Source organism: Pseudomonas sp. L5B5 (assembly GCF_020520285.1).
Taxonomy (GTDB): Bacteria; Pseudomonadota; Gammaproteobacteria; order Pseudomonadales; family Pseudomonadaceae; genus Aquipseudomonas.
Map to the genome: position 1 here is coordinate 1,733,173 of NZ_CP084742.1, position 23,414 is coordinate 1,756,586.

Annotated in this window: 23 protein-coding genes; 9 read left to right on the forward strand and 14 right to left on the reverse strand. The window is 64.0% G+C overall.

The genetic code is table 11. From position 1 onward, the window contains the following. Positions 1–85 precede the first annotated feature (85 nt). Together LGQ10_RS07835 and LGQ10_RS07840 are read right to left on the reverse strand one after the other, a co-directional pair. Positions 86–868: an alpha/beta fold hydrolase gene (locus LGQ10_RS07835; RefSeq protein WP_058433953.1), complete on the reverse strand. Its 783-nt coding sequence runs from the start codon at positions 866–868 to the stop codon at positions 86–88. Positions 869–932: 64 nt separating this feature from the next. Further along, positions 933–1,355, reverse strand: coding sequence for a PaaI family thioesterase (locus tag LGQ10_RS07840; RefSeq protein ID WP_264194091.1), 423 nt, complete (start codon positions 1,353–1,355; stop codon positions 933–935). A gap of 73 nt (positions 1,356–1,428) precedes the next feature. On the opposite strand from LGQ10_RS07840, the gene LGQ10_RS07845 reads away from it, so the two are divergent. After that, positions 1,429–2,397, forward strand: a complete 969-nt coding sequence (locus tag LGQ10_RS07845) for a GlxA family transcriptional regulator (protein ID WP_226525201.1) — start codon at positions 1,429–1,431, stop codon at positions 2,395–2,397. A 28-nt stretch (positions 2,398–2,425) separates the two neighbouring features. Here LGQ10_RS07845 and LGQ10_RS07850 read toward each other — a convergent pair whose 3' ends face one another. Continuing rightward, on the reverse strand, positions 2,426–3,625 hold the full coding sequence (locus tag LGQ10_RS07850; protein ID WP_226525202.1) for an MFS transporter: 1,200 nt from the start codon (positions 3,623–3,625) through the stop codon (positions 2,426–2,428). A gap of 244 nt (positions 3,626–3,869) precedes the next feature. On the opposite strand from LGQ10_RS07850, the gene LGQ10_RS07855 reads away from it, so the two are divergent. The 4 genes from LGQ10_RS07855 (at position 3,870) to LGQ10_RS07870 (ending at position 8,636) form a co-directional block, all read left to right on the forward strand. Continuing rightward, positions 3,870–4,760, forward strand: coding sequence for a LysR family transcriptional regulator (locus LGQ10_RS07855; protein WP_058433950.1), 891 nt, complete (start codon positions 3,870–3,872; stop codon positions 4,758–4,760). A gap of 65 nt (positions 4,761–4,825) precedes the next feature. Beyond that, positions 4,826–5,353 carry an AAA family ATPase gene (locus LGQ10_RS07860; protein ID WP_226525203.1) on the forward strand — a complete coding sequence of 176 codons (528 nt, stop codon included), beginning with the start codon at positions 4,826–4,828 and terminating at the stop codon, positions 5,351–5,353. A gap of 111 nt (positions 5,354–5,464) precedes the next feature. Continuing rightward, entirely contained in the window at positions 5,465–7,669 is a 2,205-nt protein-coding gene (locus LGQ10_RS07865; protein ID WP_226525204.1) for an OsmC domain/YcaO domain-containing protein, read from the forward strand. A gap of 211 nt (positions 7,670–7,880) precedes the next feature. Beyond that, entirely contained in the window at positions 7,881–8,636 is a 756-nt protein-coding gene (locus LGQ10_RS07870) for a FadR/GntR family transcriptional regulator (protein WP_226525205.1), read from the forward strand. A gap of 42 nt (positions 8,637–8,678) precedes the next feature. Here the strand turns inward: LGQ10_RS07870 and LGQ10_RS07875 are convergent, their stop codons facing one another. The 7 genes from LGQ10_RS07875 to LGQ10_RS07905 form a co-directional block, all read right to left on the reverse strand. After that, a complete protein-coding gene (locus LGQ10_RS07875) occupies positions 8,679–9,503 on the reverse strand; it encodes a transporter substrate-binding domain-containing protein (RefSeq protein WP_226525206.1) in 825 nt (274 codons plus the stop codon). 63 nt (positions 9,504–9,566) lie between these two features. Then, positions 9,567–10,574, reverse strand: coding sequence for a trans-3-hydroxy-L-proline dehydratase (lhpH, locus tag LGQ10_RS07880; protein WP_058436693.1), 1,008 nt, complete (start codon positions 10,572–10,574; stop codon positions 9,567–9,569). A gap of 24 nt (positions 10,575–10,598) precedes the next feature. Continuing rightward, entirely contained in the window at positions 10,599–11,552 is a 954-nt protein-coding gene (gene lhpI, locus LGQ10_RS07885; RefSeq protein WP_226525207.1) for a bifunctional Delta(1)-pyrroline-2-carboxylate/Delta(1)-piperideine-2-carboxylate reductase, read from the reverse strand. A gap of 23 nt (positions 11,553–11,575) precedes the next feature. Continuing rightward, positions 11,576–12,304: an amino acid ABC transporter ATP-binding protein gene (locus tag LGQ10_RS07890; protein WP_226526111.1), complete on the reverse strand. Its 729-nt coding sequence runs from the start codon at positions 12,302–12,304 to the stop codon at positions 11,576–11,578. 41 nt (positions 12,305–12,345) lie between these two features. Further along, entirely contained in the window at positions 12,346–13,080 is a 735-nt protein-coding gene (locus LGQ10_RS07895; protein WP_226525208.1) for an amino acid ABC transporter permease, read from the reverse strand. A gap of 2 nt (positions 13,081–13,082) precedes the next feature. Continuing rightward, entirely contained in the window at positions 13,083–13,757 is a 675-nt protein-coding gene (locus tag LGQ10_RS07900; protein WP_058436259.1) for an amino acid ABC transporter permease, read from the reverse strand. Then, complete coding sequence (locus tag LGQ10_RS07905) at positions 13,745–13,963, reverse strand: hypothetical protein (protein WP_226525209.1); 219 nt, start codon at positions 13,961–13,963, stop codon at positions 13,745–13,747. Before LGQ10_RS07905 ends, LGQ10_RS07900 begins: the two co-directional genes overlap by 13 nt. A gap of 446 nt (positions 13,964–14,409) precedes the next feature. On the opposite strand from LGQ10_RS07905, the gene LGQ10_RS07910 reads away from it, so the two are divergent. The 4 genes from LGQ10_RS07910 (at position 14,410) to LGQ10_RS07925 (ending at position 18,136) form a co-directional block, all read left to right on the forward strand. Next, complete coding sequence (locus LGQ10_RS07910) at positions 14,410–15,105, forward strand: tRNA (adenine(22)-N(1))-methyltransferase (protein ID WP_319003947.1); 696 nt, start codon at positions 14,410–14,412, stop codon at positions 15,103–15,105. Between the two features lie 182 nt (positions 15,106–15,287). Next, positions 15,288–15,815, forward strand: coding sequence for a glyoxalase superfamily protein (locus LGQ10_RS07915; RefSeq protein WP_226525211.1), 528 nt, complete (start codon positions 15,288–15,290; stop codon positions 15,813–15,815). Between the two features lie 265 nt (positions 15,816–16,080). Next, positions 16,081–16,575, forward strand: coding sequence for an OsmC family protein (locus LGQ10_RS07920; RefSeq protein ID WP_226525212.1), 495 nt, complete (start codon positions 16,081–16,083; stop codon positions 16,573–16,575). 547 nt (positions 16,576–17,122) lie between these two features. Beyond that, positions 17,123–18,136 (forward strand): hypothetical protein, encoded by a 1,014-nt coding sequence (locus tag LGQ10_RS07925; protein ID WP_226525213.1) that lies wholly within the window; start codon positions 17,123–17,125, stop codon positions 18,134–18,136. Between the two features lie 79 nt (positions 18,137–18,215). Here the strand turns inward: LGQ10_RS07925 and LGQ10_RS07930 are convergent, their stop codons facing one another. The 4 genes from LGQ10_RS07930 to LGQ10_RS07945 form a co-directional block, all read right to left on the reverse strand. Continuing rightward, positions 18,216–21,050 (reverse strand): TonB-dependent receptor, encoded by a 2,835-nt coding sequence (locus LGQ10_RS07930; protein ID WP_226525214.1) that lies wholly within the window; start codon positions 21,048–21,050, stop codon positions 18,216–18,218. Positions 21,051–21,147: 97 nt separating this feature from the next. Beyond that, complete coding sequence (locus tag LGQ10_RS07935) at positions 21,148–22,113, reverse strand: FecR domain-containing protein (protein WP_226525215.1); 966 nt, start codon at positions 22,111–22,113, stop codon at positions 21,148–21,150. Then, positions 22,110–22,616, reverse strand: a complete 507-nt coding sequence (locus LGQ10_RS07940) for a sigma-70 family RNA polymerase sigma factor (protein ID WP_058434989.1) — start codon at positions 22,614–22,616, stop codon at positions 22,110–22,112. Before LGQ10_RS07940 ends, LGQ10_RS07935 begins: the two co-directional genes overlap by 4 nt. Positions 22,617–22,892: 276 nt before the next feature. Further along, complete coding sequence (locus tag LGQ10_RS07945) at positions 22,893–23,333, reverse strand: Lrp/AsnC family transcriptional regulator (protein ID WP_058434988.1); 441 nt, start codon at positions 23,331–23,333, stop codon at positions 22,893–22,895. Positions 23,334–23,414: the final 81 nt, after the last annotated feature.

Sequence of the window (23,414 nt, forward strand, 5' to 3'; positions counted from 1 at the left end):
CATATAAGCAGGTTTTCGCCGACCACAAGATACTGGCACATGGCAATTGTGATGATGCGCACAGACTCGACCACCGCCACGGGCCTCAGCCTGCCAGGAACCCGCAGACCCGCTCCAGTACCGCCTCGGGATACTCGCGATGGGGCACATGGCCGCACTCGGCGAACACCTGCACCTGGGCCGTGGTAGCAGCCCGCGCGGCCAGGCGCTCGGGATGCAGCAACGAGCCGTACTCGTCGCGGTCGCCATGCAGCACCAGCAGCGCACAGCGCACCCGAGCCAGTGGCATATCCAGGTTCCACTGGCCGAAGGCTTCGTTCAGCCAGGTGTCGGTCCAGGCCTGCAGGACCCAGGCCGCCTTGTCCCCATGGTATTTGTGCAAGCGCTGCAACTGCCCCGGCTCGGCGAACTGGCGTTGCGCCTGGCGAATGCCGTCCAGGGTCCGCTGTTCGACAAAGGCCTGGGCCGACTCGGTGACCAGCCCCAGGCAACGCTGTCCATGGGCCGCAGCGCAACCCACGGCCATGCCGCCACCGACGCTGTGGCCAAACACCACGAACCGCTCGACGCCCAGGTACTGGCACACGGCCTGGAAATCGCCCCGCGCCTCGTCCTCGACGAAACTCGCCGCAGGCAACCCGCTGCGGGCCGCCGAACGACCGAAGCCCAAACGGTCATAAGCGATCACCCGGCGCCCGCTGGCCCGGGCCAGGCGCTCGGGAAAATCGCGCCACAACGCCACGCAGCCCAGGGAGTCATGCAGCAGGACAATCGGCGGGGCCTGCTCCTCGGTGCAGCTCCAGCATTGGGCGAACAGTTGCCCGCCTGGTGTATCGATCCAGTATTGCCGGGTACGAACGGGTGGCATGGCCAGGCTCCGTGCTCATGACTGCTTGCGCAGCCGGTCAAGGGGATCGCATCTTGCCCCAGGCTCACTGGCCGAGGCGATAGGCCGAAGCACTGAACAGGGCGATGCGGTTGCCCAGATTGTCGGTGACCAGCACCTGGTAATGGGCGATGTTGCGCCCGCCGCCCATCCAGGTGGCGGTAGCGGTCAGCTCATCGCCCCGGGCCCTGGCTATGTAGCGGATCTCGGCCTGCAGGCCGATGTACAGCGCCTGCCCGGCATTGCACGCGGCAGCGAAGGCGATGTCGGCCAGGGAAAAGATCAGCCCGCCATGCACGCCCCCCAGGGCGTTGTGATGTTCAGCGCCCAGCCGCAGCCGGCACGCGGCCTGCTCGAAACTGGCGGACAGATGTTCGACGCCCAGCAGATCGGCAAAACGATCCACTGTCCTGCTAGGGGTTGCCTGCATGTCCTGCTCCTGGATACCGTTGCCTTCGATGCCGGCCATCCTAGCCTTGCGCTCCATTGCATGCGATGTTCTAAAGGGCTGAACGATAGTCCGATCAGGCCAAGGAGGATGCATGGACGAGGTGGGGATTCTGGCCTACGACGGCTGTTGGGGCCTGGGGCTGTTCTCGGCGACGGATTTCTTTCGCATCGTTTCACTGCTGGAACGACACCTTGGGGTCGCCCAGGGCTATCGGGTCAGGGTGCTGTCGAGCGATGGCGCGCCGATCACCCTCGCCAGTGGCCACGTCATTCACCCGGACGGCGCGCTGGACGATGCCGGCGCTTGCGGGCTGATCGTGATTCCCCCGCTCGAAGGCCCACGCCTGAGCGCAGGTTTTCATCCCGACGCTCGAGCCCTGGCGTGGCTCGCCCGTCAGCGGGAGCGCGGGGCGCGGATTCTGAGCATGACCACAGGCGCCTGCTACGTGGCGGCGGCCGGGCTCGGCCAAGGGCTGCTGCTGGCAACCCATTGGGCCTTTGTCCGGCAATTGAAGAGGGATTATCCCAACTGCGAATTCATCGCCCACCCGTCCTTCATGCAGGCACACGGCATCTGGAGCAGCGGGTCGCTGGGGGGTGGCTTCGATGCCCTGCTGGAGATCCTGGCCCAGGACCGTGGCGACCGCTTCGCCCAGCTCTGCGCCACCCACTTGCTGGTCGCGGCACCCGAGCGCCTGAGCCCGATCCTGCCGGGGCATCGCAATCACCGCGATCCGGCGATCTTCAAGGTGCAGGACTGGATCGAAAGCCACCACGGCCAGGCGATCACCCTCGCCGACATGGCTCGCGAGGCCCGCCTGAGCGAACGCACCCTCAAGCGCCGCTTCCAGCTGGCGACCCGCTTGCCGCCCAATCTCTACCTGCAGCGCGTGCGGGTCGACAAGGCCAAGAAACTGCTGCTGGCCAGCGACCTGTCGGTCAAGGCCATCGCTTACGAGGTGGGCTACGAGAACGTCAGTTACTTCGTGCGGCTGTTCAAGGCCCAGGTCGGCCAGACCCCGGCCCTGTGGCGCAGCGGCGCCAACCTCGCGGCGCCTTGAACCCGGCAGGCCAGGGCGAATCGTACGCTCAGTGTCCTGCGTCTTTGGCAGGCCCGACGGCCCGGCCCGATCCGGCAGCCCCCAGCCAAACCAGCAGGATCAGCCCCAGCAGTGCCAGCCCCGCCCCGGTCAGGCCCATGCGGGCAATGCCCAGCGAGCCCAGGGTCACCCCACCCGACCACGCGCCCAGGGCGATCCCCAGGTTGAACCCGGCGATGTTGAGCCCCGCCGCCACGCCGTGGGCATGGGGCGCATGTCGCTCGGCAACGCCAATCAGCCGGGCCTGCAACGCAGGCACCGCGGCATAGGTGAACAGCCCTAGCAAAGCCACCACCACGGCCATGGCCAGGGCCGAATGCACCAGCCCCCACAAGCCCAGCCCACAGCCGGCAATACCGGCAAGCACGATGGCACTGGCCCGGTCGGCGCCCAGGCGATCGGTCAGGCGTCCACCCAGCAGGTTGCCGACCGCGGCGAGCACGCCATAACCCAGCATGAAGAGGCCAACCGTGGCGATGCTGACCTGGGTCACGCCGGTCAACAGCGGCGCAATGTAGGTATAGGCGCTGAACGAACCGGCATAACCCAGCACGGTCACCAGGGCAGCCACCAGCAAGGCGGGATGCAACAGTGACTTGAGTGCCGAGGCCGCCGAATCCCGACCCGCCGCCCCCGAAGCCCTGGCCGGTTCATCCATGCCAAACAGCAGCCCGAGGAAGCCCAATGCACCGAACCCGGCAATCGCCCCCAGCACCGGTCGCCAAGCGCCCAGGCCACCGAGGTAGGTGCTGATGGGCACACCAATGGCCATGGCCAGGGTGAAGCCTGCGAACACCCCGGCCACTGCGCGGCCGGCCTGCTTCGGCCCGGCCAGGTGGGCTGCGGTACTGGACGCCACGGCCAGGAACAGGCCATGGCCCATGCCGGCGATAAACCGGGCCGCCAGCAGCGACCACAGGCTGCTGGCGAATGCGGCACCCAGGCTGCCGGCGCAGAACACCAGCACGGTGCCCAGCATCACCCGCCGGCGCGGCCAGCTTGCCGTCAGGGCCGTGAGGATCGGCGCCGCGCAGGTCGCGCCCAGGGCATACAGGGTGATTGCGCCGCCAGCCTGCTCGACCTGCAGGCCCAGGTCCCGGGCCATGACCTCGGTGAGACCGATGGGGACGAATTCGGCAAGCCCCAGGGCGAAGGCACTGAGGCTGAAGATGTAGACGATGAAGGGCATGAGCGCACTCTCTGAACAGTGGAAAAACCGGCCCGTGGCCAGGAATGCGCGCAAGCGTAGGGAGGCACGATCGATACGAAAAATTATTACTTTGATACCTATGCCAAATTATTTTTATACCTCAAGCCAGGCTGGGCACTATGCTGCAAGCCTCTGGCCGGCGACCTTGCAGGTCGCCGGCGCTTGTCCGTCAATCAACCGGGAACACTTCGCGAGGGCGCCCACTGCGGCGCGATACCGTTTCATGAGCCATCTGGACCACCTGCGTACCTTCATCGAGGCTTATCGCCTGCAATCGTTCTCGCGCGCCGCCCAGGCCCTGGGCATGACCCAGCCCGGAGCCTCGCTGCACATCCAGGCACTGGAAGCCTTCGTCGGCAAACCGCTGTTCGTGCGGCGCTCACGCGGCGTCACCGCGACCGAGGCCGCCGACGAACTGGCGCGGGCCATCGGGCCGATGCTGGACGGCCTGGAAATGCGCATGGCGTCCTACCGCCTCGGCGATGAAATGGGCGGCACCGTGCACATCGCCGGCCCCTCGGATTTCATCCATGGCAAACTCGCCTCCGGGTTGGCGCCGCTGCTGGAACAGGGGCTGCAGATCCGCCTGCACACCGGCAACCGCGAGCGCATCTACAACCTGCTGGACAGCTCCACCGCCGACCTGGCGATCACCGCCTCCCTGCCGGACGAGCATGCCCACGGTTTCGCCCGGCTGCTGACCGAGCGCTTCCTGCTGGTGCTCTCTGCACAGCGAGCTCGGGAACTGGGCGAGCGACCATCGGCTGATGCGCTGGCCGGGGTGCCGCTGATCGCCTTCGACGAAGACCTGCCGCTGATCCGGCCGGTCTGGACCGCCCTGTTCCAGTTCGCCCCGACCTTGCAGGCCGCGCTGACCATCGCCGACCTGCGCATCATCCAGGACCTGGTGGTGCAGGGCCAAGGCTGGAGCGTGCTGCCCGACTACCAGTGCCGCGAGGCCCTGGAGGCCGGCCGCCTGGTGTCCCTGACGCCTTTGGCAGAGGCTCCCACCAACGAGCTGTACCTGGTGTGGAACAAGACCGCGATGCGCAACCCGCGCCTGGTCCAGGTGCGCGACTTCATCCTGGGCCTGTTCACCAACAGCGTGCACTGAAGACCCTGCATCCGGCCCGGATACCGATGCTAGACTGCGCGGCTTTTTTCAGCAGGGACTGGCTCATGCAACGCATCGTGATACTGGGCAATGCCGGGAGCGGCAAGTCCACCCTGGCCCGTGAACTGGGGCGCCGGCTCGACGCACCGGTGGTGCACCTGGACCGCCTCTTCTGGGAACCCGGCTGGGTCGAGGCCCAGGCCGAGGTGTTTCGCCAGCGAGTCCGCGAGGCCGTGGCCACGGACGCCTGGATCTGCGAGGGCAACTATTCGCGGCGCACTTTCGACCTGCGCCTGCCCCAGGCCGAGCTGGTGATCTGGCTCGACACCCCACGTACCATCTGCCTGAAGCGAGTCTTCATGCGCTCTCTGCGTAACCGCCCACGCGCCGACCTGCCGGCCGGCTGCCGTGAGCAGTTGAACCGCGAATTCCTCAAGTTCCTGGGGTTTGTGTGGCACTTCGACCAGCACAATCGCCCGGGTATCGAACAGGTCCGCCAGACCGTGGGGCCGCAGGTGCCGGTCATTCATTTGCGCGGCGCTCGGCAGATCGCCAGGTTTCTCGACGATCTGCCAAGCCGCCTGCCAGGCTGATCACGGCAGCCTGGCACCGGTCGGCGGTCGTAGCCGAAAAGCGCAAGACTTCCGGGTGAAAAACCGGATAATGGCGGCCTTTTCGTATTGCTCGTTATTCTGGTAGCCCCCATGGAAATCAAGGTCAACTTTCTCGACAACCTCCGACTTGAAGCCAAGTTCGACGACTTCACGGTGGTGGCCGACCAGCCGATCCGCTACAAGGGCGATGGTTCGGCACCGGGTCCGTTCGACTATTTCCTGGCGTCCTCGGCGCTGTGCGCCGCCTACTTCGTGAAGCTGTACTGCCAGACCCGCGACATCCCCACCGACAACATTCGCCTGTCGCAGAACAACATTGTCGATCCGGAAAACCGCTACAACCAGATCTTCAAGATCCAGGTCGAGCTGCCGGCGGACATCTCCGAGAAGGACCGCCAGGGCATCCTGCGCTCCATCGACCGCTGCACGGTGAAGAAGGTGGTGCAGACCGGCCCCGAGTTCGTGATCGAGGAAGTGGAGAACCTGGACGCCGATGCCCAGGCCCTGCTGATGCCCGGCCTGGACGCGGGCACAAGCACCTGCATTGCCGGCAAGGACCTGCCGCTGGAGCAGACCATCGCCAACATGTCGGCCATCCTCGCGGACCTGGGGATGAAGATCGAGATCGCCTCCTGGCGCAACATCGTGCCCAACGTCTGGTCGCTGCACATCCGCGACGCCCAGTCGCCGATGTGCTTCACCAACGGCAAGGGTGCAACCAAGGAAGGCGCGCTGGCCTCTGCCCTGGGCGAGTTCATCGAGCGCCTGAACTGCAACTTCTTCTACAACGACCAGTTCTGGGGCCAGGACATCGCCAACGCCGAGTTCGTCCACTACCCCGACGAGCGCTGGTTCAAGCCAGGGCGCAAGGACGCCCTGCCCCAGGAGATCCTCGACGAGTACTGCCTCGGCATCTACAACCCCGACGGCGAGCTGCGTGGCTCGCACCTGTACGACACCAACTCCGGCAACACCGAGCGCGGCATCTGCTCGCTGCCCTTCGTGCGCCAGTCGGATGGCAAGGTGGTGTATTTCCCGTCCAACCTGATCGAGAACCTGTACCTCTCCAACGGCATGAGCGCCGGCAACACCCTGGCCGAAGCCCAGGTGCAGTGCCTGTCGGAAATCTTCGAGCGGGCGGTCAAGCGCGAAATCCTCGAGGGCGAGCTCGCCCTGCCGGACGTGCCCCAGGAGGTACTGGCCAAGTACCCCGCGATCCTTGCAGGTATCCAGGGCCTGGAGGAGCAAGGCTTCCCGGTACTGGTCAAGGACGCCTCCCTGGGCGGTGAATTCCCGGTGATGTGCGTGACCCTGATGAACCCGCGCACCGGTGGCGTGTTCGCCTCCTTCGGCGCCCACCCCAGCCTCGAAGTGGCGCTGGAGCGCAGCCTCACCGAACTGCTCCAGGGCCGCAGCTTCGAGGGCCTGAACGACCTGCCGCAGCCGACCTTCGAGAGCCAGGCCCTGATGGAGCCGAACAACTTCGTCGAGCACTTCATCGACTCCAGCGGCGTGGTGTCGTGGCGCTTCTTCAGCGCCAAGGCCGACTTCGAGTTCGTCGAGTGGGACTTCTCCAGCCAGGGCGCAGACTCCAACGCCGAGGAAGCCGCCACCCTGTTCGGCATCCTCGAAGAGCTGGGCAAGGAAAGCTACATGGCGGTGTACGAGCACCTGGGCGCCACCGCCTGCCGGGTCCTGGTGCCGGACTACTCGGAAATCTACCCGGTGGACGACCTGATCTGGGACAACACCAACAAGGCGCTGTTCTTTCGCGAAGACATCCTCAACCTGCACCGCCTGGACGAAGACGGCCTGCGCAACCTGGTGGAGCGCCTGGAACAAAGCGAGCTGGACGACTACACCGACATCACCACCCTGATCGGCATCGAGTTCGACGACAACACCGCCTGGGGCCAGTTGACCATCCTCGAGCTGAAGCTGCTGATCCATGTGGCCCTGGGGCAGTTCGATCCGGCCAAGGAACTGGTGGAAATGTTCCTGCAATACAACGACAACACCGTCGAGCGCGGCCTGTTCTACCAGGCCATGAACGCTGTACTGGAAGTGGAGCTGGACGACGAGCTGGAGCTGGCGGACTACGAAGCCAACTTGCGCCGCATGTTCGGCAACGAGCGGATGGACGCGGTGATCGGTTCGGTGCAAGGCAGCGTGCGCTTCCATGGCCTGACGCCTACCAGCATGCAACTGGAAGGCCTGGACCGGCACCTGCGGCTGATCGACAGCTACAAGAAGCTGCACGCGGCACGCGCCAGGGTGGCCGGCCTGGCCGGCTGATGGCATCGCCAGGAAAAGCACCTTCGGGTGCTTTTTTAGTTTCAGGCCCACGTTCGAGGCCACTGGCCAGGCCTGGTGGCTGCACGTGCCATGACGGCCTCGACACAGCAAGAGTCTGACCAAGTCGCTACTGCAGTCCTATTACAGCAACGGAAAATGCTGACCTCCTGTTTCGCGCTTTTGTCAGCTGTACCATGCGATCCTGAAATTCATGAGCTGTCCGGCCCCGGAGATCGCCACCATGCACGCCGACTTTCGCCCCAAGCAGATCTACGAGCAGGTTGCCGACCAGATCAGGTCCGGCATCTTGAACGGCCAATATGCCCACGGCTCGCGCCTGCCCTCCGAACGCGACCTGGCGCAACGCTTGAAAGTGAGCCGGCCTGCTGTTCGCGAGGCCATTGGCGCCTTGCAGAACGAAGGCATGGTCATCACCCGCCACGGCTCAGGCACCTACGTCGCCGATGCCCCGATGCAAGTGAAGGAGGTGGCAGCATCGTATGCCGGTGCGCTGCCATCCGACGCCGACTTCAGCCCCATCAGCACCCTCGAAGTCCGGCTGCTCATCGAGCCGGCAATCGCCCGGTTGGCTGCCCGCCGCGCCCAGCGCGATCCACTGGCCGAGCACTACCTGGAACAGATGATCGATGTGAAGGACCTCAGCGACCCCCTGCAACAGGCGCGCTGGAGCGAGTCCGATCGGTTGTTCCACCGCCAGCTCGCCATGATGACCGGCGATGTCCTGATTGCCAGGATCGCCGAAGAGATCAACAAGACGATGGCGCAACCGTTGTGGAACCGGCTGCGGGACGACGGAATCTACGCTTCCGAACGCATTCAGCTGTATGCGGCGGAACATCGCTTGATCTACGAGGCGATCATCAGCGGCGACGAGGATGCTGCCGCTTTCTACGTCGAAGGCCACCTCAAGCGGGTTCGTCGAGACATCAGCTCACGCAATGAATGACGGGCCGACATGGACATGGCCATGCCGGCACACGAAGTGCTGTCAGCGTATCGGCTCGACCTTGAAGGAACGCTGCATCCGGTAAAGCGTCTGGGCACCCAGCCACCTGTCGAAGATGGCCTGCATTGCCCCCTCGGCCTCCAGCTCGCGCAACGCCGAGTTCACCGCGACGAGCATGTCCGGCTCATCCTGACGTACCCCCAGCCCCCAGACTTCCCGGCCAATGGCGGGTTGCAGGATGCTGTACTGCGCAGCCTTGTCCCCCAGGCGAGTGAGCAACTTGTGCAGTACCTCCTGCGAAGTGCTGAAGCCTGCGACCTTGCCCTGGAGCAGAGCGGTGAAGGCACTGGACACGTCCTCGAAGCCAATCGCCGTCGCGCCAGGCAAGGCCTGCCTGATATAGGCCTCGCTGATGCTGCCTTTGACGTAGCTGATGCGCTTGCCCTCCAGTTCGCCGGGCACGGTGATGCCGCGACCGGCCCTGACCGCCAGCACGTTCTCGCTCACGTAGTAGGCGTCGGAAAATGCCACCTGCTCGCCGCGGAGCGGCGTAAAGGCCAGCCCCGCACCGAGCAGATCCATGTGGCCCTGCTGCAACTCGGCGATGCGCGCCTCGATGGACACCGGCTTGATCTGGACCTTCGCGCCCAGCTTCCTGCCGACCGCCTGGCAAACGTCCACGTCATAACCGACCACCGAGCGCGTCTTGACGTCCGTGTAGCCGAACGGTTCGAAGATATCCAGCACACCGCAGACCAGCACTCCGCGAGCCTTGATCTCGTCCAGTTGAGCGGCTTGAACGCTGGCCGTTCCCAGCCACAGGCAGCCGGCAATGACAGCGCTCCACAATGAAGAACAGCGTTTCATATCTATGACCCCAGAAAAAATGGACATGGTTCTGTCGTCGATACCGCTACGATTCCGTCTGCACTAGCGGACCAGGAAACCGTACCGTTGTGGATCACGCTCATCGATGATCCAGTTGCAGAACCCACAGATGTAGGCCGTGCCCGAGACCTCCGGGATCACCGCCTGGAATTCGCCCACTCGGGTTTCCTCGATGACCCTGGCGGTGAACACCGAACCTATCACCGACTCATTGACCAGCACCTGGTCCCGGCCAATCTGCCCCCGCAGGTAAAGCTGGGCGATCCGGCCACTGGTGCCGGACCCGGTAGGCGAGCGGTCCACCTCGCGGTCGGCGAAGATGCAGCAGTTGGCCTGGGTCGACCCGGGCAGGCGTGGCTCACCGTCGATGATGGTGCCGTAGATGTGGTTGATCTCGGGAATCTCGGGGTGCACCACCGTGAGCGCGGCATTGGCCGCACGCTTCACCTCGGCGCCGAACTTCTTCAACGCCTCTACCGATGATTCGCGGATCGCCAAGCCATGGGGCTGGCCGCTGGTGTAGAAATAGAACGCGCCGCCGTAGGCGATATCCCCCGTGACCAGGCCGTAGCTCGGCGTTTCGACCGTCACGTCGCGCCGATAGATGAACGACGGTACGTTGATGAACCGCACACTGCCGGCATGCTGGCCATCCCATTCGACGAAGGCTTCGATGAAGCCGCAGGGCGCATCGATACCGACCCGGGTCCGTGGCGAGGTCCGCTTGACCCAGCCCAGTTCCACCGCGGCCGTAGCCAGGGCGATGGTGCCGTGGCCGCAGTGGTCGCTGTAGCCTTCGTTGTGCAGGAAGATGATGCCGAAATCCGCCGTGGGCGAGACCGGCTCGGTGAGATAACCGCCATACATGTCGGCATGGCCACGCGGCTCGAACATCAGGGCCTGGCGGATATCGTCGGCATGCTCCAGCAACCAGGCACGGCGCTCGATGATGGTCTTGCCGGGCAGCCTGGGCAGGCCGGAGGTCACGATTCGGAACGGCTCGCCGCCAGTATGGACTTCCACGGTATTGATGCTGCGGGTGATGTGCATGGATAACTCCCTTGGACAATGGACTCAGGTTCGCTCGGCCGCGAGGCTGGCGACGGCTACGCGGGCGGCCGCCAGGTCCCAGGCAGCGGTGCCGACACTCTTGACCACAACCGGGCGCCCAGGCTCGACGGCGCCATCCAGTGCACTGGCCAGGGACCTGACCCGGGACCAGTCCACCGCGGCGCGCAGCAGGTCGCCGGCTTCGTGGCGAGCGCCAGCCGGGTCGTCGGCATAGATCAGGCTGCCGTCGAGCAGGGTCTTGCCCAACTCGGCCATTTCCGGCTTGAAGGCACCGACGCCAATGACCAGGCGCCCCGCCTGGGCCGGTTCGTCGTAGACCGGCTCGAGGCTGGTGGTCAGGGTAATGACCACATCGACCTCTGGCATGTCGCCAGCCAGCGGCTCCAGCTGGCCATGCAAATGGCGATTGGCCTCGCAGAACTGCGTGGCGGACGCAAGGTCCAGGCCCCGTACCCAGACCCTGGCCCGGGGATACAGCGCATTGATGGCCTGGACATGAAACCGCGACTGGGCACCGGTGCCGAAGATCAGGACCCGTCGCGGGGCCTCGGGCAGGAAGGTGCGGATGGCCAGCAGCGTGACCGCGGCGGTGCGCCGCCCTGTCACCTCCGGTCCATCCAGCAGGCACAGCAGCCTGCCGGTGGCGGCATCGCACACCGTGACATTGCCATGCAAGGTGGGCAGGTTGTGCCGAGCATTGGCCTGCTGCACGTTCACCAGCTTGTGGATGCCAATGTCCGGTGCGCTGGCCGGCATGCTGAGCAGCACCCCGCCCTCGCCCAGGGGCACCACCATGCGCTCCGGGCTCAGGATCGCACCGGCCGCCAGTTCCCGGACCGCCCGCCCAAGGGCCTCGACCAACTGTTCGAAGTCCAGCAAGGCGGCGGTCCTCGCCGGGTCGCAGACGATCATTCCAGGGGGGTTCGCCAGCGGGCACGGGTTTGAGGGTTCGTTCATTCTCTTGCTCCTTGATGGGTGACTCAGCGGCGACCTATGTCGCTGAGGAACTGCTGTGCCCGGGGGTGCCTGGGCGCATTGAAGAACTCGCCGGGCGGCGCCACCTCCAGCAGGCGGCCCTGGTCCATGAACCACACCACGTCGCTCACCTCCCGGGCGAAGTGCATCTCGTGGGTCACGCAGACCATGGTCATGCCCTCGGCCGCCAGGGCCTTCATCACCGCAAGCACCTCGCCGACCATTTCCGGATCCAGGGCGCTGGTGGGTTCATCGAACAGCATCACCGGCGGCTGCATGGCCAGTGCCCGGGCAATGGCCACGCGCTGTTGCTGCCCCCCGGACAGCTGGTTCGGGTAGGCCTCGGCCTTGTGCCTCAGCCCGACCTTGTCCAGCAGGCCCAGGGCCAGGTCGCGGGCCGGCGCCACCGCCGCCTTGCGTACCCACAAAGGTCCGCAGGTGACGTTCTCCAGGACGGACAGGTGGGGGAACAGGTTGAACTGCTGGAACACGAAGCCGATGTGGCTGCGCATGGCATTCACGTCCACCTGCCGGCCCTGGACGTCCTGGCCGTTGACATGGATGCTCCCCGAGCCAATGGCTTCCAGGCGGTTCATGGTGCGGATCAGGGTGGACTTGCCCGAACCGGACGGCCCGCACAGCACCACCACCTGGCCCTTCCTTACCTGGGCGCTGATGTCCGTGAGCACCTGGTGTTCGCCGTACCACTTGTTCACCTTGTCCAGGGCGATGATGACGCTGGAAGCTGCCGGGGCAGCGTTGTGGTTGTGCATGATCAATACCCCTGGGCCGGAGCCGGGCGTGGGTTGGGGGAAGTGCCGGGCGTCCGCCCGTTGTTGCGTGCCAGGCGCGCTTCCAGCAGGCGGGCGGCCTGGGTCAGGGCGAAACAGAGGGTGAAATAGGCCAGCGACAGCACCAGGAACACGCTGAAGGGCTCGGTGATCACCGTGCTGTTGACCTGGTTGGCGGCGTAGGTCAGCTCGTTGACGCCGATCACGTAGCCCAGCGAGGTGTCCTTGATGGTGGTGACGAACTGGCCAACCATGCTCGGCAGCATGTTCGCCAGGGCCTGGGGCAGGATCACCCTGCGGATCCGGGTCCAGTAGCCCATGCCCAGTGCCACGGCGGCCTCACCCTGCCCCTTGGGCAGCGACTCGATGCCCGCCCTGACGATCTCCGCCAGGTACACCGCCTGGAACACCACCAGCGTCACCGCCAGCGTGGTGAAACCGGCAACCGGTCGCCCGAGGATGATCGGCACCAGGAAATAGGCACCGAAGATCAGCATCACCAACGGGATGCTGCGCATCAGGTAGCCGATGGCCAGGGCCGGATAGCGCAGCGCCCTTGCGGGGCTGAGCTGGGCCAGGGCCAGCAGCACGCTCAAGGGGAACGCCAGGCCGATGCCGATGATCGACAACAGCAGCGTGGCGACGATGCCGCCCAGCGGACCATTGGGATAGGACCCCATCAGGAACAGCAATCCGTACTCCTGGATGATCTCCAGCATGCTCAGCGCCCCCTGATCCGTACGCGCCGGCCCAGCCAGCCGCCGGCCAGCAACAGGCTCAGCGCCACCGCCACATACAGGACGGTGCTCAACCCATAGGAGGCGAAGATGCGGAAGGTGCCGCTGGCCACCTCCTTGGTGACGTAGGTCAGCTCCATCACCCCGATGACCATGGCCAGGCTGGTGGTCTTCATCAGCATCACGGTGTTGCTCAGCAGAGGCGCGATCGCCACGCGTAATGCCTGGGGCAGGACCACCCGGCGCAAGGTGCCGACCTGGCCCAGGCCCAGGGCCAGCGCCGCCTCCTGCTGCCCCGGAGCGATGCTGCGCAGGCCGCTGCGGATGTCCTCGGCGAAGTAGGCGCCGTAGTACAGCCCGATGGCGATCACAGCGAAGATCAGCTCCCCGTGATGCTCGTTCAACCATTCCTGGAGGCCCACGGGCAGCAGGCTGCTGACGCCGAAGTACCACAGGAACAGATGCACCAGGGGTGGCACGTTGCGCTGGTACTCGACGAACGCCAGGACACATGGACCGACGATCCGCACCCTGGCCAGTCGCATTACAGTCAGCAGCAGGCCGACGGCGAACGCCAGCAACCAGCTGCCCAGCGCCAGCAGCAGGGTGACCAGCAGCCCCCTGAGCAAGTCCCCCGCATATTCGTTCAGGAACACCATGCCGGACTCCCGCTGTGTGCCTGGCCGGAACCTGAAATGGCGGGCTCGGGATCCTTCCAGGCATGCGAGCACGGCAGCGCCGCCCAACCCAGGCCATGACCTCGCGGATCGTCCTGTGGCGGCAGGTAGCGCCGCCGGAACACCGCCAGCGCCTTGAGATATCGTTTCTTGTTCTTGTTCTTGTTCTTGTTCTTGTTCTTGTCCATCGCTGCTCTCCTGCTTGTCCTGGGAACTCGACTGGTCGTTCAAGCGAACCACTACGGGTGCACCAGTAGATTCCCGGGAGGATCAAGGTCATGCCTGGAAGGTAGGACTGGTTGATTACCGACCTGAAACTGGTCGTATTCCGATCCAGACGACTGCATTCTCAGGGAAGGGCCCAGGAAAAAAGATCAGAAACATCTTAAATTCCGGTCAGATTCGGCGACTTTAAAAGACGGCCTGTTCGACTCGAGCCCAGGATTCCGGCTTGAAACATGGGGAGGCCAACTGGTCAGGAAAAATGACCGAAACAAGGTTTCTCTGGCTACTGCCCCTCCTCGCGCAGACAGGAAATTCGTCGCAGGCATTTGAAATGCATGGCATTGCCCGACAGAATCGCCCACCGATCCGGCCAGCAGCGCCGGGTACCCGTGCACAAAAGAGGTTGCAGTTGAACGAACAGACATTGTCCATGCGCCTGGAGCGCGTCGCGGCCCAGGTGCCGGCCGGGGCGCGCCTGGCCGATATCGGCTCGGACCACGGCTACCTGCCGCTGGCGTTGCTGCGTCGTGGCGCCATCGAGATGGCGGTGGCTGGCGAAGTGGCGCTGACGCCCTTCCACTCGGCCCAACGCAGTGCTAGCGCCAGTGGTTTCGGCCAGCGCATCAGCGTGCGCCTGGCCAACGGCCTGGCGGCGATCGAACCCGGGGACGGGATCACCACCATCAGCTTCTGTGGCATGGGCGGCGAGACCATCCGCGACATCCTCGAGGCCGGCAAGGCACGCCTGCATGGCCGCGAGCGCCTGGTCATGCAGCCCAACGGCGGCGAGCAGCCGTTGCGTCAATGGCTGATGGACAACGGCTACGCCATCCTTTTCGAAGAAGTGCTGCGCGAGAACCGCTTCGACTACGAGATCATCGTTGCCGAGCGCGGTGACAGCCCGTGCTACAGCGTCGAGCAGCTGTATTTCGGCCCGCTGCAGATGCAGGAGCGCAGCCCGGCGTTCCTGGCCAAGTGGCAGCGCAAGCTGCGCCAGAAGCACAAGATCCTGGCCCATTTCGACCGGGCGCAACAGGCGGTGCCCGAGGAGAAACTCCAGGACATCCAGCGCAAGGCCCGCTGGATCAGCGAACTGCTGGCCTGACTCCGCAACGCTGCTTTCGCTGGTAAAACCCGCTGTGTATCATCGGCCCAGGTCGATGCTACCTGCCGCTCGCATCCGCAAGGAATGGTGAAAGCATCGCTGTCCCCCTACCCTGTCGTCACTCTTGACAGTCGAGGCCCGGCAACGCGAGCACCCCTGCACCTCGGCGAACAGGAGCAACGATGATTTCCCTCGAACACGCCAAGCAAATGGCCAAGCGCCTGCGCACCGCGCTCGCCGCCCACGACCAGTCGATCAGCCACGCCACCGCGCTGGAAAGCGTGGCCCGGCAACTGGGCTACAAGGACTGGAACACCGCCGCCGCAGCCTTGCCCCACGAACAGCCCCAGGGGGTCAGCTTCGACAAGGCCATCCCGATCCTGCGGATGTTCGACGAAGCCAAGGCCCGCGAGTTCTATCTCGATTTCCTCGGGTTCGCCGTGGAGTTCGAACACCGCTTCGAAGCCGACCTGCCGCTGTACCTGGGCATCAGCCGCAATGGCCTGCAACTGCATCTGTCCGAGCACCACGGCGATGCCAGCCCCGGGGCGACGATCTTCGTGCCGATGCACAACATCGAACAGCTGCGCGATGAACTGCAAGCCAAGCGCTACGGCTACGGCCGCCCCGATATCGTCGAAGAAGACTGGGGCAAGATCCTGGAAGTCTACGACCCCTTCGGCAATCGCATCCGCTTCTGCCAGGGCTGATCCCTGACGGGTAGCGCACGATGGAACCCGGTCCGCCAGCAAGCACTGCCTGGGCGCCCCGATCAGCAACGGCCTTAACGCGGCCTGCGGCTCAAGGCCAGGCACCCGCACCGGAGTTCGATGAAGCGGCGACCGGCGGGCGACTGGCATATGTCGGTGACGTCATGGATCGACAGCAATCGATCAGGCCCGACCCGGGTTGCACAACGCTCGTGCAACCGCTACAAATCCAGCTCTCGAACCTGAAAACACAAAGGAATTGTGCATGTCCGAACATCTTAAATCACTGTTTCTCTCGAGCCAGCGCTTTTTCACGGACAACCCGGGAAAGGCCCAGGCGACTTTTTCAGTGGCTAGCAGTGGCGACGGGGCGCTGCATCGCCGGGTTAAAATCCGCGAGTTCGTTCTGGATGTCGATGAGCCGCAAAACCTGGGGGGCACCGGTCAGGGCCCCAACCCCGTGGAGATTGCCCTCGCCGCGTTGGCAACCTGCCAGGAAATCAGTTATCACCTTCACGCGGCCGCCCTCGGGATCCCCCTCAAAGAGGTCACCGTAACCCTTGAAGGCAAGATCGATCTCAGGGGATTTTTCGCAGTCGATGAGCAAGTCCGTCCAGGTTTCACTGAGATACGGGGGACCGTCAAATTCGATAGCACGGCAAGCAGAGACGAGCTCATCGCCCTCAAGGAAAGCGTTGACCACTCTTGCCCGGTGATGGATCTCTTCAGAAACCGGACGCCTGTCGAAATCCTGTTCTAGCTCCCCAAACCTGCGGGCTGATCCGCACCGTTCACCATGGCCCCGGGCAAGTACGAACAAAAGGATTCGGCAACAGCCTCATCAAATGGCAATGCATCCGAGGTTCCTCTGGTCGGCAGGCCTGGGCGGCAGGCGCGAGGAACCGGCGGATGGGCCTGAAGGATTGCATCCACTCGCCTTGCCCTTTTCAGGCCTGGTTGAAGCCGTAACCTCATGACCCCAATCGCGGTCATCACAGGACACCTGCCACTCTTCCATCAGGCCTTCGCAACGACCAAAACATGGACATCGCAAATGCTCGGCGCCTGGCCAAGCTCCATCAGTGCCATGAGTGGGAGCGCCACTTTGTCGCCCTTGCAGGCTTCCATACGGGTTGAAATCCCCTTCACCCATACTTTCAGAATCTTCTCCTGTCAGGCAGCGGGCAAGCCTGGAACAGTTCACGCCGAATTTAACCAGCCTGCATCTCAAGAGCCGCTGCAAGCTTCGCTCAGAGACACTTCGGGTATCGGATTGTCGTGGGCAGGCTCAATAATGGAGAACGAACATGTATTGCCTGCCCCGGTCAAAATGGCTGACATTGCCATTTACGGTCGCCTTCGGACTCTGTATCAACCAGGTATCGGCCAACAGCCTTGTTCTTGCCTCGATGGCTGAATACCATGGCTGCTCCTACACCGACAATGGCAATGGCACGAGCAACTTGAGGGTAGACATAGTCTGGAAAGAGGCCAAAGGCAACTTCGGGGAAGAGCAATTCAAGGCACGAGCAATCATGATCTATGCCTACAATGAAACCGGAAAGCCAATACCCGGCCAGAACTCGGTAAGAACCCTGAACATTGGCGGATCTCCCAGCGACTTAACTTTCACCCGAGCTGATTACTCGCTGTATACCAACGTCAATAGCTCGTACTGGAACTTCACCGGCGCCCGTTCCTCAACGGTCTTCATCACAATAGACAACGCTGTGATCAAACAGTGGCCAGCGGTGGCGGTTCGCGCCGGGCATTACACCGTTGATAAAGTCAGTGGCACTAGCAATTATGACTTCGGGGAAATCAAAGGGGTTCGATATATTCCTCTCGGCTCGCCAAGCAATAGATGCAAGACCGTGGCCGACCCAGCGCTTCCACCTCCCCCCGAAGACCTGAACATCCGCATGTCCGCTCCTGATTGGCACTTAGGCGAATTGCAACGCGGTGGTGAAACGGAGAAGAATTTCCCTGCATTGAAAGACCAACTGTGCCTTGACTACAAAGGCAGCAACTTCATCAACTATCAGGAATACCTTATCAAGGCCGCCAGCCGCAACGGCCCAGCCGTCAACAACAGGTATCTACTCAAGCATACCGAGACCCAGGCCCCTGGACTTCCTTACTATTTGACATTGGATGACGGTTCGAAAAGAGTAGTTTTGCCCAGCGGCACTCAGCCCTTCAAACTGAACAAGAACGGCAAGACCTGCTTTGTGCCGACGTTCAAAGTATTCACGGAGAAGAACGTCAAGAGCGGACGGTATGACGATGTCCTGACCTTCGACATCATCTCCAAACCCTAGGCTGCTGATGACGTCCATCTGAACGCAGAACTAGTCCAAAGAGCGTCGGCTCATGCCGACGCTTGCGATGTACCCGCCCTCAGAACTTCGTCTGCATCCCCACCCTCAGCGTGCGCCCTGGCGCAGGCATGAAGCTTTGTGCCAGCGGGTCCAGGTAATAACGATCGGTGAGGTTCTGCAACGAGACATTGAAGCTGGTGTGCTCCTGCAGCTTGTAGTTGAGGAACAGATCCACCAGGGCCACTTCGCGGTAGTTCACCTGAGGCGTGGTGGCGCCAGTCTGCCAGGGTTTGTCGGCGGTGACGGTGGGTCCCGAGGTATAGGTAATGCGAGTGCCGAGGGTCAGGCTCTGGTCGAAGAAGCGCAGGCCGGTGGTCAGGTTGCCAGCAAAACGCGGCGGGTTCTGGGTATTGGTGTACGAGCCCATGAAGCTGCCCGGGGTGCAGTTCGGGGTATCGGCGGTTTTCTGGTAGGGGTTGGCGGTGGCACGCAAGGTGGCGGCGAAGGCCGCGTCGCAGGTCTCGGTCTTCAGGTAGTAGGTGGACGACAGGTCGGCGAACACCCGGCCGGCGTCGTAGTGGGTCTGCAGCTCCAGGCCGCTGGTCTTGTAGCTGTCGGTGTTGCTGAAGCGCATCAGGCCCCACAGGCCCGGGCTCGGGTCGTAGTAGCGGGTGATGTAGTTCTTGATGGTGTTGTTGAAGTAGGCCACCTTGATCGCCGCCGAGTCGCCGTCCACCAGCAAGTCTTTCTGCAGGGTGCTGGCACCGATCTCCCAGTTGCTCGAACGCTCGGGCTTGAGGTTCTTGCCCGGCATGGTTTGCAGTACCCCCTGGCTGGTCTCGAACAGCGAAGGCATGCGCATGCCCTGGGTGTAGGAGGCGTAGACAAAGGTATCCGGCGCCACTTCCAGGTTGACGCCAAAGGCCGGGGCGAAGGCGCTGCCGCTGTTGCGATCCTTGCCGGAATAGTCATACCCGGTGACCACCTCCCCCACCTGGGCACCATAGACGCTGGTGCTGGTGGCGCCATATTGATTGTAGGGCGTGCCCTCGAGCGGGAAGTTGGTGTTGGTGAACACGGTGCCGTTGTTCAGCCGCGGATCGGTGGCGTCGGTGTACTGGCCGCTCTGGTCGGGGAACCACATCAGGTAGCCGTAGTTGCCAGGCTTGGAAACCATCACGTACTTGTGTTCGAGCTCCTCGCGGCGGGCGCTGGCCTGGGGGATCTCATCCTTGGTACGGAAGTAGGTATAGCGTCCGCCACCCCACAGGGTCAGGGTTTCCACCGGCTTGTACTCCAGCTTGCCGTTGAGGCTGAACTCCTGCCGCGAACCTTCGCGCAACATGCGGTTGGCGTTGATGTCGTGCTGGGTGGTGACCACGCCTTTCTGCGGCTTCAGGTCCTCGATCTGGAACGAGCCGCCCAGGTCCAGCTTCAAGTCGCCATAGTCGGTCTTGAACCGTGAACTGTTGTTGAGGTCGCCGCCAAAGCGCTGGTCGGCCTGGCGGCTCCAGCTGCGGTCCGAACGATAGGCCTGGGATGCCGGGGCCGCCACCGAGGTCAGCTGGCTGGTCTGGGCGTCGGTCATCCACAGGCCGGCGGTCAAGTCCACCAGGGGATTGTTGTCGGGCAAGTAGTTGTAGCGCGCGGTGTAGCTGTCGATCTTGGTATGGCCCAGCGGGTACTGGTAGATGCCACCCGTACCGAAGCGGAAGATGTCCGAAGGCATGATCTCGCCGATGCGTCCGTCGTAGCGGCGATAACCCAGCTCGAAGGTATGGCCGTCCGCGGGGCGCAGGGTGGTCTTGAGCAGGAACGACTCGGTTCGCGATGACGAGTTGAGCACTTCTTCCCCGGCGTTGTAGGTCTTGGCCACGCTGCTCTCTTCGTCGCCATAACGGTTGTAGACGCGGTAGCGGTCCTGGCCCTTCTTGCCGGCGAAGTAGTTGCCCTGGTTGCGCTTGGCGTAGGCGGCCACCACATCGAACAGATCGTGACGATAGGCGAATGCGGCGCTGCCGGCCTCGGCTTCCGAACCGAACAGGCCGCCGCGACTCTGGTGCGGCTCGGAATACAGGTCCTGGGTCCTGGAGTGGCCATCGCGCGAGGCCGGCGCAACGCCGTTGTTCCACAAGTCGCCCTTCAAGCGCAGGCCGACATCCTTGCCATCGCGCAGGATGTCGTCGACGCCGATGGTGCGCATCTTCACCGTGCCGCCAATGGCACTGGAGGTCAGGCTCGGCCCCTTGTCGATGCTGACGTCGCTGATCAGGTCGGGGTCGATGTAGCTGCGCTGCTGGGTGCCGGCGTAACCGCGATAGACATCCAGCGCCTGCTGCGAGCCGTCCACCGTCACCGCCACCCGGCTCTGGCCCTGGATGCCGCGGATGTTCACGTCCAGGCCGCCGCCGTTGCGGCTGTCGCCCACCTGGACGCCGGGCTGGCCCTTGAGCATGTCGCCCACCGACACCACACCAAAACGCTGGAGGTCTTCACTGGAGATGTACACCGAGGAACGCGGTGCCCGGTACACCTCCTCCTCGTCCGGGTTTTCACCCTTGATCTTCTGCACCGGCAGGGCCACCGACTCCTGGCGCAGGCGCAAGGCATAACCGCCGTCGGGCTGGCGCTGGAAGCCCAGGCCGGTGTCCTGCAACAACTGGCTCAGGCCGTTCTCGGCGGTGAATTCACCGTGCAGGCCCCGGCTGGTCTTGCCGGCGGTGAGCAAGGCATTGCCCGCCATGCTGATACCCGCCTGCGCCCCGAAACGCGCCAGGACCTGGTCCAGCGGGCCAGCATCGATCTGGTACTGGCGCTCGCCGACGGCAAACGCCAGCTCGCTGCCCAGTGGCTGCAAACTGAGAAATAGCAGGGCAAATGTGCGGGTGCGCAAGGCACGGGCGGGGGATGTCATGCAAGGCTCCTAGGGGTTGGCACCCACCTGTCCCGGTGGGTAATACCTAGAGGCCCCGCGAGCTCGGCAAAAACTGCGGGCAAAGGAAAAAATATTTTCAGACCGGCACCACAGTCACCCAGTAGCGGGTCCGGCGTTCGATGCGCACCGGCAGCGTCTGGGCGATCAGCGCCAGCGCCGCATCGGTATCGTCCAGCTGGAAACTGCCGGTCACCCGCAGGGCCGCCACCGCCTCGCTGCAACGCAGCACGCCCGGCCGATAGCGCGACAGCTCGGCCAGCACCTGATCCAGGCGCATGCGCTCGGCCGGCAGGATGCCACGTAGCCAGGCCTGGGCCAGCGCCGGATCGATGGGGCTGGGCACGCCGATCCCGCGGCTGTCGATCCGCGCCCGCCAGCCGGCCTCCAGGCTCAGGAATGCCGGGCGTCGCCGGGCATCGACCTGCACCTGCCCCCGCAGCACCGTGACCAGGGTCCCCTGGGCATCGTGGCGCACCAGCAGATGGGCGCCCTGGCCATGGAGCAACGCATCGGGCGTCAGCAGTTGCAGTGCCGGGGATGGGCCACGTACGTCCAGGGCCAGTTCGCCCTCGACCAACTGCACGCTGCGCCGCTGAGCATTGAACTCGAGGTTCACCGCACTGGCGGTGTTCAACCACAGCCCACTGCCATCGGCCAGGGCCCAGCGCCGCCGTTCGCCGACGCCCGTGCGATAGGTGGCCAGGGCCGAGCGCACCAGGGTCGAGTCCGCGCCCTGCCAGGACAGTCCGCCCAGCAGCCCGAAGGCCAGCAGGCACTTGAGCAACTGCCGGCGCCGCCGAGGGTCGGCCCCCGCTGCCTCCAGGGTCCGGCGCGCCGTGGCGTCGGCCAGCAGCCCGGCCCCCGGCTGCAACAGCAGGGGCAGGCTGCTGACCCGTTGCCAAGCCTGCTCATGCTCGGCGCAGGACTGCCGCCAGCGCTCCAGGGCCTGTTGCTCGCCGGCACTCATCAGTCCGGACTGCGACCGCACCAGCCAGTCGATGGCCCGGTCGCGCACCTGCGGGTCGACGGCCATGCCATTCATTCGAAACGACTCGCATAGCAGACGCTGAAGGCCTTGCCCATGGCCCGCTGCACCTGGGCCACGCTCAGGCTCAATTGCGCGGCGATCTGCGGGTAGGTCAGGCCGTCGAGCTGGGACAGGAAGAAGATCTGCCGCACCTGCATCGACAGCCCCACCAGCAGTGAATCCAGCTCCAGCAAAGTCTCGATCATCAGCAGTCGCGCCTCCGGCGAAGGCTCCTCCCCTTCCGGTCGGGCCGCCAGGGCCTCCAGGTATGCCCGCTCGATCGCCTGGCGGCGCCAGCGATTGATCAGCAAGCCATTGGCGATGGTGGCCAGAAACGCCATGGGCTGGCGCAGCTCACGCACATCCTCCTGGGAGCGCAGCACGCGGATGAAGGTGTCGTGGGCCAGGTCTTCGGCATCGGCCGTGTGCCCCAGGCGCCGATGCAGCCAGCCACGCAGCCAGCCGTGATGGTTCACATACAACTGGGCAACGGGCGAGGCAATGCTGTTGTTGTGCATGAGAGATTCGCACTAATGATAATGCTTCTCATTTTATTGTTTGCCAGCAGGGGTTGTACAGGGGCGCGAAGCGGGCATTTGCAGCAAAAGCGCGAGCTCGCCTCCATGGCGCAGCGTGACCAGGGCAATGGGCCTTGTCCCGCCAAATGACCACAGGGCCGCAAGACACCAGCCGACGCCGCCTCGGCAGGTGGCAGGGATACAGGGCGGGAGCCGGCGAACACGTGCCCGGCACTTTCCGCAAGCGCCTTGCGCAGGTCCTCCTGCCGCCGTGAATCAGGAAGCTTGTCGGTCGATGTCGCGGCGAAGCACCACCGCCGTGGTGATGTCCTCGACGGATTCGTGAGTGGCCACGGCATCCCTGACTCGATTCAGGTCGTCGATGGTGCGTGACTCGATCTCGATCACCAGGTCGAGTTGGCCACTGACCGAAGAGACACGTCGTACCTGCGAGTTCTGCGCCAGGACATCCAGCAGGCCCATGGCCGGCGTGCGCTTGAGGCTCACCAGGAGAATGGCGCGAATCACGTGGGCATCGATTTCGCCGATATCGGCCCGATAACCCCTGATCACGCCATTGCGTTCAAGGTTGATGACCCGCTCGCTGGTAGCACTTCGTGAGAGGCCGATTCTCGCGGCCAGGGCCTTCAAGGCAATCCGCGCCTCTTTGGACAGGATTTCGAGTATTTCGCGATCTTTCGCGTCCAGGTCGCGCATTGGAACTCCCCAAATCTGCTACCGATTTTGTGCCGGTCGATTCCGACAATATGCAGGCCAAAGCCGACCGCATACCTACTG

What these genes read in the sequence shown, in the direction of transcription:
- LGQ10_RS07870 (WP_226525205.1), top strand. Translation starts at nt 7,881, where the DNA reads ATGAGCTGTCCGGCCCCGGAGATCGCCACCATGCACGCCGACTTTCGC.
- LGQ10_RS07875 (WP_226525206.1), bottom strand. Translation starts at nt 9,503, where the DNA reads ATGAAACGCTGTTCTTCATTGTGGAGCGCTGTCATTGCCGGCTGCCTG.
- LGQ10_RS07840 (WP_264194091.1), bottom strand. Translation starts at nt 1,355, where the DNA reads ATGGCCGGCATCGAAGGCAACGGTATCCAGGAGCAGGACATGCAGGCA.
- lhpI (WP_226525207.1), bottom strand. Translation starts at nt 11,552, where the DNA reads ATGAACGAACCCTCAAACCCGTGCCCGCTGGCGAACCCCCCTGGAATG.
- LGQ10_RS07915 (WP_226525211.1), top strand. Translation starts at nt 15,288, where the DNA reads ATGATTTCCCTCGAACACGCCAAGCAAATGGCCAAGCGCCTGCGCACC.
- LGQ10_RS07945 (WP_058434988.1), bottom strand. Translation starts at nt 23,333, where the DNA reads ATGCGCGACCTGGACGCGAAAGATCGCGAAATACTCGAAATCCTGTCC.
- LGQ10_RS07860 (WP_226525203.1), top strand. Translation starts at nt 4,826, where the DNA reads ATGCAACGCATCGTGATACTGGGCAATGCCGGGAGCGGCAAGTCCACC.
- LGQ10_RS07865 (WP_226525204.1), top strand. Translation starts at nt 5,465, where the DNA reads ATGGAAATCAAGGTCAACTTTCTCGACAACCTCCGACTTGAAGCCAAG.
- LGQ10_RS07935 (WP_226525215.1), bottom strand. Translation starts at nt 22,113, where the DNA reads ATGAATGGCATGGCCGTCGACCCGCAGGTGCGCGACCGGGCCATCGAC.
- LGQ10_RS07940 (WP_058434989.1), bottom strand. Translation starts at nt 22,616, where the DNA reads ATGCACAACAACAGCATTGCCTCGCCCGTTGCCCAGTTGTATGTGAAC.
- LGQ10_RS07930 (WP_226525214.1), bottom strand. Translation starts at nt 21,050, where the DNA reads ATGACATCCCCCGCCCGTGCCTTGCGCACCCGCACATTTGCCCTGCTA.
- LGQ10_RS07895 (WP_226525208.1), bottom strand. Translation starts at nt 13,080, where the DNA reads ATGCTGGAGATCATCCAGGAGTACGGATTGCTGTTCCTGATGGGGTCC.
- LGQ10_RS07905 (WP_226525209.1), bottom strand. Translation starts at nt 13,963, where the DNA reads ATGGACAAGAACAAGAACAAGAACAAGAACAAGAACAAGAAACGATAT.
- LGQ10_RS07920 (WP_226525212.1), top strand. Translation starts at nt 16,081, where the DNA reads ATGTCCGAACATCTTAAATCACTGTTTCTCTCGAGCCAGCGCTTTTTC.
- LGQ10_RS07835 (WP_058433953.1), bottom strand. Translation starts at nt 868, where the DNA reads ATGCCACCCGTTCGTACCCGGCAATACTGGATCGATACACCAGGCGGG.
- LGQ10_RS07900 (WP_058436259.1), bottom strand. Translation starts at nt 13,757, where the DNA reads ATGGTGTTCCTGAACGAATATGCGGGGGACTTGCTCAGGGGGCTGCTG.
- LGQ10_RS07855 (WP_058433950.1), top strand. Translation starts at nt 3,870, where the DNA reads ATGAGCCATCTGGACCACCTGCGTACCTTCATCGAGGCTTATCGCCTG.
- LGQ10_RS07850 (WP_226525202.1), bottom strand. Translation starts at nt 3,625, where the DNA reads ATGCCCTTCATCGTCTACATCTTCAGCCTCAGTGCCTTCGCCCTGGGG.
- LGQ10_RS07845 (WP_226525201.1), top strand. Translation starts at nt 1,429, where the DNA reads ATGGACGAGGTGGGGATTCTGGCCTACGACGGCTGTTGGGGCCTGGGG.
- LGQ10_RS07925 (WP_226525213.1), top strand. Translation starts at nt 17,123, where the DNA reads ATGTATTGCCTGCCCCGGTCAAAATGGCTGACATTGCCATTTACGGTC.
- lhpH (WP_058436693.1), bottom strand. Translation starts at nt 10,574, where the DNA reads ATGCACATCACCCGCAGCATCAATACCGTGGAAGTCCATACTGGCGGC.